This window comes from Streptomyces sp. NPDC054887 (assembly GCF_053610585.1).
Genome location: NZ_JBSGYQ010000031.1, coordinates 76,358 through 86,915 on the forward strand (window position 1 = coordinate 76,358; position 10,558 = coordinate 86,915).

The 10,558-nt window shown below is 71.1% G+C and carries 10 protein-coding genes; 4 read left to right on the top strand and 6 right to left on the bottom strand.

The annotated features are described in order from the left end of the window. Positions 1–63 precede the first annotated feature (63 nt). Positions 64–936: an endonuclease III gene (nth, locus tag ACWGH0_RS19035; RefSeq protein WP_453405331.1), complete on the bottom strand. Its 873-nt coding sequence runs from the start codon at positions 934–936 to the stop codon at positions 64–66. Positions 937–1,397: 461 nt separating this feature from the next. Between nth and ACWGH0_RS19040 the strand changes: the two genes are divergently transcribed. After that, positions 1,398–2,072 carry a Crp/Fnr family transcriptional regulator gene (locus tag ACWGH0_RS19040; RefSeq protein ID WP_014046869.1) on the top strand — a complete coding sequence of 225 codons (675 nt, stop codon included), beginning with the start codon at positions 1,398–1,400 and terminating at the stop codon, positions 2,070–2,072. Positions 2,073–2,280: 208 nt separating this feature from the next. Here the strand turns inward: ACWGH0_RS19040 and ACWGH0_RS19045 are convergent, their stop codons facing one another. The 4 genes from ACWGH0_RS19045 to ACWGH0_RS19060 all read right to left on the bottom strand — a co-directional run bounded on the left by ACWGH0_RS19045 (position 2,281) and on the right by ACWGH0_RS19060 (position 4,800). Further along, positions 2,281–3,111: an MBL fold metallo-hydrolase gene (locus tag ACWGH0_RS19045; protein WP_453405322.1), complete on the bottom strand. Its 831-nt coding sequence runs from the start codon at positions 3,109–3,111 to the stop codon at positions 2,281–2,283. After that, complete coding sequence (locus ACWGH0_RS19050; RefSeq protein ID WP_453405323.1) at positions 3,108–3,974, bottom strand: NUDIX hydrolase; 867 nt, start codon at positions 3,972–3,974, stop codon at positions 3,108–3,110. Before ACWGH0_RS19050 ends, ACWGH0_RS19045 begins: the two co-directional genes overlap by 4 nt. 197 nt (positions 3,975–4,171) lie before the next feature. Continuing rightward, positions 4,172–4,642, bottom strand: a complete 471-nt coding sequence (locus tag ACWGH0_RS19055; RefSeq protein ID WP_453405324.1) for a RidA family protein — start codon at positions 4,640–4,642, stop codon at positions 4,172–4,174. Beyond that, positions 4,639–4,800 carry a DUF4177 domain-containing protein gene (locus tag ACWGH0_RS19060; RefSeq protein WP_019355547.1) on the bottom strand — a complete coding sequence of 54 codons (162 nt, stop codon included), beginning with the start codon at positions 4,798–4,800 and terminating at the stop codon, positions 4,639–4,641. Before ACWGH0_RS19060 ends, ACWGH0_RS19055 begins: the two co-directional genes overlap by 4 nt. A gap of 70 nt (positions 4,801–4,870) precedes the next feature. On the opposite strand from ACWGH0_RS19060, the gene ACWGH0_RS19065 reads away from it, so the two are divergent. Together ACWGH0_RS19065 and ACWGH0_RS19070 are read left to right on the top strand one after the other, a co-directional pair. Further along, positions 4,871–5,860: an ArsA family ATPase gene (locus ACWGH0_RS19065; protein WP_453405325.1), complete on the top strand. Its 990-nt coding sequence runs from the start codon at positions 4,871–4,873 to the stop codon at positions 5,858–5,860. Continuing rightward, positions 5,857–7,239: an ArsA family ATPase gene (locus ACWGH0_RS19070; RefSeq protein WP_453405326.1), complete on the top strand. Its 1,383-nt coding sequence runs from the start codon at positions 5,857–5,859 to the stop codon at positions 7,237–7,239. Before ACWGH0_RS19065 ends, ACWGH0_RS19070 begins: the two co-directional genes overlap by 4 nt. On the opposite strand, the gene ACWGH0_RS19075 is transcribed toward ACWGH0_RS19070, so the two are convergent. Then, positions 7,236–7,577: a WhiB family transcriptional regulator gene (locus tag ACWGH0_RS19075; protein ID WP_453405327.1), complete on the bottom strand. Its 342-nt coding sequence runs from the start codon at positions 7,575–7,577 to the stop codon at positions 7,236–7,238. The genes ACWGH0_RS19070 and ACWGH0_RS19075 overlap by 4 nt on opposite strands. Positions 7,578–8,125: 548 nt before the next feature. On the opposite strand from ACWGH0_RS19075, the gene ACWGH0_RS19080 reads away from it, so the two are divergent. Then, the gene (locus ACWGH0_RS19080) at positions 8,126–10,360 is read left to right on the top strand and encodes a transglycosylase domain-containing protein (RefSeq protein ID WP_453405328.1); all 2,235 of its coding nucleotides are present in this window, start codon (positions 8,126–8,128) and stop codon (positions 10,358–10,360) included. Positions 10,361–10,558: the final 198 nt, after the last annotated feature.

Consider the following 10,558-nt stretch of genomic DNA (forward strand, 5'->3'; position numbering starts at 1 on the left):
CCGCCGCCCGGCGTGTCGCGCCGGGCGGCGTCCTGTCCGCCGGCCGCCCGGCCGACCGCCCCGTCATTCGGCGGCTCCCAGCGGCGGCGCGGGCGTGCCCGGATAACCGGGCGGCGGCTTCAGCCGCTGCCCCGGGTACCCGCCCATCTCGTACTTGAGCAGCTTCCGCGCCTTCTCCGGGTCCGTCTCGCCCTCGCCGTAGGAGGGGCACAGCGGGGCGATCGGGCAGGCCCCGCAGGCCGGCTTGCGGGAGTGGCAGACGCGGCGGCCGTGGAAGATGATCCGGTGCGAGAGCATCGTCCACTCGGTCTTGGGGAAGATCGCGGCGATGTCCGCCTCGACCTTCTCCGGGTCCTCGTGCGCGGTCCACTTCCAGCGCCGTACGAGCCGGCCGAAGTGGGTGTCCACCGTCAGGCCGGGGACGCCGAAGGCGTTGCCGAGGACGACGTTGGCGGTCTTGCGGCCGACACCGGGCAGCGTGACGAGGTCCTTCAGGCGGCCGGGCACCTCGCCGCCGAAGTCGTCCCGCAGAGCGGCGGAGAGACCGAGCAGCGACCGGGCCTTGGCGCGGAAGAATCCGGTCGGCCGGATGAGCTGCTCCAGCTCCTCCGGGTCCGCCGCGGCCATGTCCTCGGGCGTCGGGTACTTCGCGAAGAGGGCCGGGGTCGTCTGGTTGACCCGCAGGTCGGTGGTCTGGGCCGAGAGGACCGTGGCGACCAGCAGCTGGAAGGGGTTCTCGAAGTCGAGCTCCGGATGGGCGTACGGGTAGACCTCGGCCAGCTCGCGGTTCATCCGGCGGGCACGGCGGACCATGGCCAGCCGAGACTCCGGCTTGGCGGACTTGGGAGGCTTGGCGGGCCCGGTGGGCTCGGCGACCGACGCGACACTCCCGGCCGTCGCAGACTTCGCGGTCTTGGCGGGCTTGGCGGGCTTCACCGCCTTGGCAGGGCCGCCCGCCGTCGCCGGGCGGGCCGCCTTCCGGGAGTCCGCCGACTTGCCCGCCTCTGACGGCTGGTCGGTCTTCGCCGGCTTCCCACGGCTCACCGGCTTCTCCGCCCGCACGGCCTCCGCCCCCGTCCCCGACTTGGGCCCTTCTACCTCTTTTGCGGCATTCTCAGCCAGCGCCGGGGCCTGTTCGCCCACAGCGGAATTACGGCCTTCCGTCACCTGTCCGGCCCCCTCGGGCTCCACTCTCACCGGCTATTTGGACACCCGGCCAGCCTAAAGCCCTGCACCGACATCCGCCCCGGTCACAGGCAATCGCCAACCCAATCGGCCCCCTGCCGCACGGTCGGGCACGCCGGTACGTCAAACTTGTGATTGATCGCACTGTTTTACCGTCCGGCATCATGGTGACCACGGTTCCCGTGATGAGCAGGTCGACAAGGAGAGAACTCGTGGACGACGTTCTGCGGCGCGCCCCGCTCTTCGCGGCGCTCGATGACGAGCAGGCCGCGGAGCTCCGCGCCTCGATGAGTGAGGTGACGCTCGCTCGCGGCGACGCCCTCTTCCACGAGGGCGACCCCGGTGACCGCCTCTACGTGGTGACCGAGGGCAAGGTGAAGCTGCACCGCACCTCCCCCGACGGCCGCGAGAACATGCTGGCCGTCCTCGGCCCCGGCGAGCTGATCGGCGAGCTGTCGCTCTTCGACCCGGGCCCGCGCACCGCCACGGCGACCGCCCTGACGGAGGTCAAGCTGCTCGGCCTCGGCCACGGCGACCTCCAGCCCTGGCTGAACGCCCGCCCGGAGGTGGCCACCGCCCTTCTGCGCGCCGTCGCCCGCCGCCTGCGCAAGACCAACGACCAGATGTCCGACCTGGTCTTCTCCGACGTGCCCGGCCGTGTGGCCCGTGCGCTCCTCGACCTGTCGCGCCGCTTCGGCGTGCAGTCGGAGGAGGGCATCCACGTCGTGCACGACCTGACGCAGGAGGAGCTGGCCCAGCTCGTCGGCGCGTCCCGCGAGACGGTCAACAAGGCCCTCGCGGACTTCGCCGGCCGCGGCTGGCTGCGCCTGGAGGCGCGGGCCGTGATCCTGCTGGACGTGGAGCGCCTCGCGAAGCGCTCGCGCTAGTACCAGCACGTACGACGCCGGAAGGGCCGCCCCTCGCTCAGGGGCGGCCCTTCCGCGTCTTCGGCCCGATGTCGGTGGCGCGGTTTTTCGTGCCGATCACGGCCGCTAGCGCCTGCGCGACGGTCACCCGCACCCCGAGGACGGGTCGGCAGTCACCTTCCCGACGGACAAGTGCACGCGCGAGGAAGCCGGGGCAGGGGCGCGCGCACTAAATCAGGCCGTGGTCCCGCAGGTACTCCAGCTGCGCCCGCACCGACAGCTCGGCCGCGGGCCACAGGGAGCGGTCCACGTCCGCGTACACGTGCTCGACGACCTCCGACGCGCTCGCGTAGCCGTTCTCGACGGCCGTCTCGACCTGCGCGAGGCGGTTGGCCCGGTGGGCGAGGTAGTACTCGACCGCGCCCTGCGCGTCGTCCAGTACGGGCCCGTGCCCCGGCAGCACCACGTGGACGCCGTCGTCGACGGTCAGCGAACGCAGCCGCCGCAGCGAGTCGAGGTAGTCGCCGAGCCGCCCGTCCGGGTGCGCCACGACCGTCGTGCCGCGCCCCAGGACGGTGTCGCCCGTCAGGACGGCCCGGTCCGCCGGCAGGTGGAAGCAGAGCGAGTCGGCGGTGTGCCCCGGCGTCGGCACGACGCGCATCTCCAGGCCGCCGGTGGTGATCACGTCCCCGCCCGCGAGCCCTTCGTCCCCGAGCCGCAGCGCCGGGTCGAGGGCCCGTACGGACGTACGCGTCAGCTCGGCGAAGCGGGCCGCGCCCTCCGCGTGGTCGGGGTGGCCGTGCGTCAGGAGGGTCAGCGCGACGCGCTTGCCCGCCCGCTCCGCCGTGTCGATCACCGCCCGCAGGTGGACGTCGTCGAGCGGCCCGGGGTCGACGACGACCGCCAGGTCCGAGTCCGGCTCGGCGACGATCCAGGTGTTCGTGCCGTCCAGGGTCATCGCGGAGGGGTTCGGGGCGAGGACGTTCACGGCCCGGTCGGTGGCCCGCCCGGAGAGCACTCCGCCGCGGGGCTGCCCGGGCAGCGCGGCTGCGTCGGTCATGCGGCACCTCCCGTTCCGACACGCTTGGTGAATTCATCGTGCCCCGGCCAGCTCAGGACCACCTCGTCGCCCTCCAGGCGCGCCTGCGCGAGTACCGGCGTCATGTCGCGCCCCCCCGCGCCCGCGAGCGCCTCGGCGGCCGTGGCAAAGGGCTGGAGCGTACGCAGCGTGGAGATCGTCGGCGGCATCATCAGCAGCTCGCCCCTGTCGTAGCCCGCGGCGGCCTCGGCCGGGGCGGTCCAGACCGTGCGGTCCGCCTCGGTGGAGGCGTTGCGGGTCCGCTGGCCGGCCGGCAGCGCGGCGACGAAGAACCACGTGTCGTACCGCTTCGGCTCGAACTCGGGGGTGATCCAGCGGGCCCAGGCGCCCAGCAGGTCGGAGCGCAGCACCAGGGAGCGCCGCTGGAGGAAGTCCGCGAAGGACAGCTCCCGCGCCACCAGGGCCTGCCGGTCGGCCTCCCAGTCGTCGCCGGTGGTGTCACCGACGACCGTGCCGGCCGTCGGCCCGGCGAGCAGCACGCCGGCCTCCTCGTACGTCTCGCGCACCGCCGCGCAGACGATGGCCTGCGCCGACGCCGGGTCCACGCCGAGGCGCAGGGCCCAGTCGTCGAGGGACGGGCCCGCCCAGCCCACCTGGTGGTCGTCGTCGCGCGGATCGACGCCGCCGCCCGGATACGCGTACGCGCCCCCGGCGAACGCCATGGAGGCGCGTCTGCGCAGCATGTGGACGACCGGCCCGGCGGCCGTGTCGCGCAGGAGCATGACGGTGGCGGCCCGCCGGGGGGACGCCACCGCGAGTTCACCGCGGGACAGGGCGCGGATCCGGTCCGGCCACTCGGGCGGGTACCACTGACCATTGGACATGGCCGGAGGCTATCCGCTCCCGGTCGGATGTTCGAGGGGCCGAGGGCCGGACGGCCCGCACCCGCCGCCGCGCCCGGAACGACCGGAGCACGGACGGCCCGCGCGCACCCCGCGGCCGGGACGACCGGGGCCGCAGGCCCTCGCCGCACCCGCGCGTCCCGCGGGGAAGCCGGACCGACGGGAGCGGCGCCCCGTCCTCAGGCGGACGTGAGCTCGACCTGGATCTCGACCTCGACCGGCGCGTCGAGCGGCAGCACCGTGACGCCCACCGCGCTGCGCGCGTGCACGCCCTTGTCGCCGAGGACGGCGCCCAGCAGCTCGCTCGCGCCGTTGATGACGGCAGGCTGGCCCGTGAAGTCCGCGGCGGAGGCGACGAAACCGACGACCTTCACGACACGCGCGACCCGGTCCAGGTCACCGGCGACCGACTTGACGGCCGCCAGGGCGTTCAGCGCGCACGTACGGGCCAGGTCCTTCGCCTCTTCCGGCGTGACCTCCGCGCCGACCTTGCCGGTACACGGAAGCTTGCCCTCCACCATCGGGAGCTGGCCCGAGGTGTAGACGTACACGCCCGACTGCACGGCCGGCTGGTAGGCGGCGAGCGGAGGAACGACCTCCGGAAGCGTCAGGCCGAGCTCGGCGAGCTTCGCCTCGACCACACCGGTCATGCCTGCTTCTCCCGCTTCAGGTAGGCCACCAACTGCTCGGGGTTGTTGGGCCCGGGCACGACCTGGACGAGCTCCCAGCCGTCCTCGCCCCAGGTGTCCAGAATCTGCTTGGTCGCGTGCACGAGAAGGGGCACGGTCGAGTATTCCCACTTGGTCATACGGCGACTGTAGTGCCTGCCACAGACACCTCCTGCGTAGCCCGGGCATCGACTGGTTAGGCTCAAAGACGTGAGCAGGCTCCAGGTCGTCAGTGGCAAGGGCGGTACCGGAAAGACCACGGTGGCCGCGGCACTCGCGCTCGCCCTCGCGACGGAGGGCAAACGCGCCCTTCTCGTGGAGGTCGAGGGCAGGCAGGGCATCGCGCAGCTCTTCGAGACGGAAGCGCTTCCGTACGAAGAGCGCAAGATCGCTGTCGCACCGGGCGGCGGGGAGGTGTACGCCCTCGCGATAGACGCCGAACGCGCCCTTCTCGACTACCTCCAGATGTTCTACAAGCTGGGAGGGGCGGGCAGGGCGCTGAAGAAGCTCGGCGCGATCGACTTCGCGACCACCATCGCGCCCGGCCTCAGAGACGTGCTGCTGACCGGCAAGGCGTGCGAGGCGGTGCGCCGCCGGGACAAGCAGAACCGTTACGCGTACGACTACGTGGTGATGGACGCGCCGCCCACCGGGCGCATCACCCGCTTCCTGAACGTGAACGACGAGGTGGCGGGGCTGGCCAGGTTCGGCCCGATACACAACCAGGCCCAGGCCGTCATGCGCGTGCTCAAGTCGCCCGAGACGGCCGTCCACCTGGTGACCCTCCTGGAGGAGATGCCCGTCCAGGAGACCGCCGACGGCATCGACGAGCTGCGCGCCGCCGAACTGCCCGTCGGCAACGTCATCGTGAACATGGTCCGTCCGCACCTCCTCGACGAGGACGCCCTGCGCACCGCCGCCGGTGAGCGGCGCGCCGCCGTCGCCAAGGCCCTCTCGCAGGCCGGCCTGGGCGGCGCGCGCCGCGGCGGCCTCGCCGAGCGCCTCGTGGATCCGCTCCTCGAACAGGCCGCGGAGCACGCGCAGCGCGTCGAGCTGGAGCGCGAGCAGCGCGCCGTACTGGCCCGGCTGGACGTCCCGGCGTACGAACTGCCGCTGCTCGGCGAGGGCATGGACCTCGCCGGGCTCTACCGGCTGGCAAAGGAACTGCGGACCCGTCTCGTTCCTGGGGGAACCACATGACCGTGAGTGGCACGGACAGCAGCGCACAGGCGCTGGACGCGACACCCACCCTCGACATCGACCCGCTGATCGACGATCCGGCGACCCGCATCATCGTGTGCTGTGGCTCGGGCGGTGTCGGCAAGACGACGACGGCGGCGGCCCTGGGCGTACGGGCGGCCGAGCGCGGCCGCAAGGTCGTCGTCCTCACCATCGACCCGGCGCGCAGGCTGGCCCAGTCCATGGGCATCGACGAACTCGACAACACCCCGCGCCGCGTGAAGGGCGTGGACGAGACGGCCGGCGGCGAGCTGTCCGCCATGATGCTCGACATGAAGCGGACGTTCGACGAGATCGTCGAGGCGCACGCGGACGCGGAGCGGGCCCGCGCGATCCTGGAGAACCCCTTCTACCAGTCCCTGTCGGCCGGTTTCGCGGGCACGCAGGAGTACATGGCGATGGAGAAGCTGGGGCAGCTGCGGGCCGCCGACGAGTGGGACCTGATCGTCGTCGACACGCCCCCGAGCCGTTCCGCGCTCGACTTCCTCGACGCGCCGAAACGGCTCGGGTCGTTCCTGGACGGCAAGTTCATCCGGGTGCTGATGGCGCCCGCGAAGGTCGGCGGCCGGGCCGGGATGAAGTTCCTGAACGTCGGCATGTCGATGATGACGGGCACGCTGAGCAAGCTGATGGGGGGCCAGCTGCTGCGGGACGTGCAGACGTTCGTGGCGGCGATGGACACCATGTTCGGCGGTTTCCGGACCCGCGCGGACGCGACGTACCGGCTGCTCCAGGCGCCCGGTACGGCGTTCCTGGTGGTCGCCGCACCGGAGCGGGACGCCCTGCGCGAGGCCGCGTACTTCGTCGAGCGGCTGGCGGCGGAGGAGATGCCGTTCGCCGGACTCGTACTCAACCGGGTCCACGGCAGCGGCGCCCCGCAGCTGTCGGCCGAACGGGCCCTTGCCGCCGCAGAAAATCTTGACGACGGCGGCATTGTGGATCAGGCGGCCGGGAATGCTGGAGTTCGTGACTCCTCGGCCACCTCTCCCGCAGCCGAATCCACACCGGGCGAGACCCCGGACGAGACATCCGACGAGACCCCGGACGACGCCTCCGAGGACCGGGACGGCTCACGGACGCCCGGCGACACCCACACCGTCGAGCAGTTGACCGCGGGTCTGCTGCGCCTGCACGCCGAACGCATGCACGTACTCGCGCGTGAACAGCGAACGCGCGACCGCTTCACCGCGCTCCACCCCGAGGTGGCGGTGGTCGAAGTGGCCGCCCTGCCGGGTGACGTGCACGACCTCGCAGGGCTCCGGGCCATCGCTGACCGGCTCGCCGCCCGCGAGGACGTCGAGCCTGACGAAACCGCCCGGCCGGACCAGCCCGTGGGCTAGCCGACGGCGGCGTACTCGATGAAGGCCCCGCTCTCGTCGTCCTCGGGCAGCATGCCCGTGCTCCGCTCGTACTCGGTACGGGCGGTCTCGAGGAGTCGGCGCCACGACGTCACGGTGGGGCGCCTGCGCAGCAGCGCGCGCCTCTCCCGTTCCGTCATGCCGCCCCACACGCCGAACTCGACGCGGTTGTCCAGCGCGTCGGCCAGGCACTCGGTCCGCACCGGACATCCGGTGCACACCGCCTTGGCCCTGTTCTGCGCTGCTCCTTGTACGAACAGTTCGTCCGGATCGGTAGTGCGGCAGGCTGCCTGCGCACTCCAGTCGGTTACCCAGCCCATACCGGCGCCGTCCTCTCCCGAATCGAGGCTCCCCCACGGCGGCAGCGGCATATTCACCGCTGCCAGTTGAGGACGTTACGGAAGGTGGACACAGCGCAACACCCCCTTCGGGCCCAATCTTGAATGGCCCGAACGGACTATGCGTAAGCGACAGATCACCCGACGGAGTGATGCGGGGGCATACACGACCAACCCGGCGATGCGGGGCAGTTCGGCATGTGCACAAGGGGCACCCAGTGACGCATGAGGCGTATCCGGACATGCCTCTGACCGACGTGCGGAGGGGAGTGTGACGCCGGCGGTGTCAGGGGGGTTGATGCGCGACCGCACTGCTGTGACAGTTGAGAGCAGCTTAGGCCAAGGCATATAGGCGTGTCCGGCGAATGAGAACGTAGAAGCCTCACGTTGCCGTGCCGTCAAGTCCCGGGGCGCTCGCCGAGGCGGGCCGGGCCCGGCGCGACCGCCCGGATGTCACGGTCTGGTACTCGAACGCTCCGAGGAGACCCCGCTCCCGCGGAACGCCGTTGACGACGGATTAGGCTGCCCCCATGCCAAAGAAGCGCTCGGGCGGGGGTCTCACCAGGACCCAGCAGGCCGCCAAATTCCTCGGTGTCTCCGCGCTCTCCGGAGCTGTGCTGGCGGGCATCGCGCTGCCGGCGGCAGGAGCACTGGGACTCGCGGCCAAGGGAACGGTCGAGGGATTCGACGAGATCCCCGCGAACCTCAAGACACCGCCGCTGAGCCAGCGCACCACCATTCTCGACGCGCGGAGCGAGCCCATCTCCACGGTCTACTCGCGCGACCGCACGGTGGTGGATCTGAAGGACATCTCCCCGTACATGCAGAAGGCGATCGTCGCGATCGAGGACGCGCGCTTCTACGACCACGGGGCGATCGACCTCAAGGGCGTCCTGCGCGCGGCCAACCGTAACGCCCAGTCGGGCGGTGTGTCGCAGGGCGCGTCGACCCTCACGCAGCAGTACGTCAAGAACGTCTTCGTCGAGGAGGCGGGCGACGACCCCACGAAGGTCGCCCAGGCCACCCAGCAGACGCTCGGCCGCAAGGTGCGCGAACTCAAGTACGCCATCCAGGTCGAGGAAGAACTGGGCAAGAAGAAGATCCTCGAGAACTACCTCAACATCACCTTCTTCGGACAGCAGGCGTACGGCGTCGAGTCCGCCTCCAAGCGCTACTTCAGCAAGTCCGCCAAGGACCTCAAGCTGGAGGAGGCCGCGCTGCTGGCCGGCATCGTGCAGTCGCCGAGCCGGTACGACCCGGTCAACGACGCCGAAGAGGCGACCAAGCGGCGCAACATCGTGCTCCAGCGCATGGCCGACGTCCGTGACGTGTCGCAGGCGGAGGCCGACCGCGCGAAGGCCACCCCGATCAAGCTGAACGTCAGCCGGCCGAAGAACGGCTGCATCACCGCCGTCACCGGCGCCGGCTTCTTCTGCGACTACGTGCGCGAGGTCTTCCTGTCCGACCCGGTCTTCGGGAAGACGAAGGAGGACCGGGCGAAGGTCTGGAACCAGGGCGGCCTGAAGATCCGTACGACGCTCGACCCGCAGGCGCAGCAGTCGGTGCAGGCGTCGATCAAGGACCACGTCTACCAGTCCGACAAGGTCGCCACGGCGGTCACCCTCGTCGAGCCGGGTACGGGCAAGGTCCTCGCGATGGGCCAGTCAAGGCCGTACGGCTTCAAGAGCGACGAGACCACGATCAACTTCTCCGCCAACAAGAACATGGGCGGATCCGCCTACGGCTTCCCGACCGGCTCGACCTTCAAGCCGTTCGTGGCCGCCGCGGCCATAGAGCAGGGCATTCCGGCGACGAAGACCTACTCGGCGCCGTACGACATGCCGTACCCGAGCCCCGTGCAGACCTGCGACAAGCCGTGGATCAACCGAGGTGACACGGTCGAGAACGAGAACGAGCAGGAAGTCGGCCCGTACGCCATGAAGGAGGCCATGGCGAAGTCGGTCAACACCTACTTCGTGCAGATGATCTCCGAGGTCGGCATCTGCCCGGTGACGCAGATGGCCGGCAAGCTCGGCGTCATCCAGGCCGACGGGCAGAAGCTGAAGGAAGTGCCCGCCATCTCGCTGGGCACGGAGGGCATGTCGCCGCTGACGATGGCCAACGCGTACGCGACGTTCGCCAACCGCGGCACGTACTGCACGCCCGTCTTCATCGAGTCGGTCACCACCGCGCTGGGCAAGAGCCTGCCGGTGCCCAAGTCGAGCTGCTCGCGGGCGATGTCGGAGAAGACCGCCGACACGATCAACACGCTGCTCAAGGGCGTGGTCGACTCGGGTACGGGCCAGCAGGCCGGGCTCACCAGCCGGGACAACGCGGGCAAGACGGGTACGACGGACGGGCGGCACAACGCCTGGTTCGTCGGCTACACGCCGAACATGGCGGGCGCCGTGTGGGTCGGCGCGGCCGGCGCCAAGCAGGTCCCGATGGTGAACATCACCATCGGCGGCGTCTACCACGAAAAGGTCTTCGGCGGTCAGGTCCCGGGGCCGATCTGGAAGGACGCGATGAGCGGCGCGCTGGAGGGCAAGCCGGCGCCGGGCTTCAACACCGTCCACATCCCGGAGCCCGACAAGGACAAGGACAAGGGCGACCGCGACCGGGGCGACGAGGACGGCGACGAGGGCGGCGGCAACGACGACAACAAGCCGGGCGACGGCGGTGACGGCGGCTTCGATTGGCCGGACATCATCGGCGGCGGCCAGGGGAACGGCAACGGCGGCGGCCGCGGGGGGAACGGGCCGTAGGGCGGGTGGCCGCAGCGCCAGGACGGTGCAGCCGGCCGCCACGGCGTCGATGACCGCGACGCGCCGGCTCGTCACGCATCACGCATCACGCATCACAGGAAGGGGGGGCCGGGGGGTTACGCCCCGGGCCCCGTCGGGGGTATGGGTCGCCCGAACCGGCGGGTGAACCCCCCCCGAGCCCCGTGACCCCCGCCGGGC

Excerpts from the sequence above, each read along its gene's own strand:
- ACWGH0_RS19060 (WP_019355547.1), bottom strand. The coding sequence starts at position 4,800 with ATGACCAAGTGGGAATACTCGACCGTGCCCCTTCTCGTGCACGCGACC.
- ACWGH0_RS19080 (WP_453405328.1), top strand. The coding sequence starts at position 8,126 with ATGCCAAAGAAGCGCTCGGGCGGGGGTCTCACCAGGACCCAGCAGGCC.
- ACWGH0_RS19075 (WP_453405327.1), bottom strand. The coding sequence starts at position 7,577 with ATGGGCTGGGTAACCGACTGGAGTGCGCAGGCAGCCTGCCGCACTACC.
- ACWGH0_RS19045 (WP_453405322.1), bottom strand. The coding sequence starts at position 3,111 with ATGACCGACGCAGCCGCGCTGCCCGGGCAGCCCCGCGGCGGAGTGCTC.
- ACWGH0_RS19050 (WP_453405323.1), bottom strand. The coding sequence starts at position 3,974 with ATGTCCAATGGTCAGTGGTACCCGCCCGAGTGGCCGGACCGGATCCGC.
- ACWGH0_RS19055 (WP_453405324.1), bottom strand. The coding sequence starts at position 4,642 with ATGACCGGTGTGGTCGAGGCGAAGCTCGCCGAGCTCGGCCTGACGCTT.
- ACWGH0_RS19070 (WP_453405326.1), top strand. The coding sequence starts at position 5,857 with ATGACCGTGAGTGGCACGGACAGCAGCGCACAGGCGCTGGACGCGACA.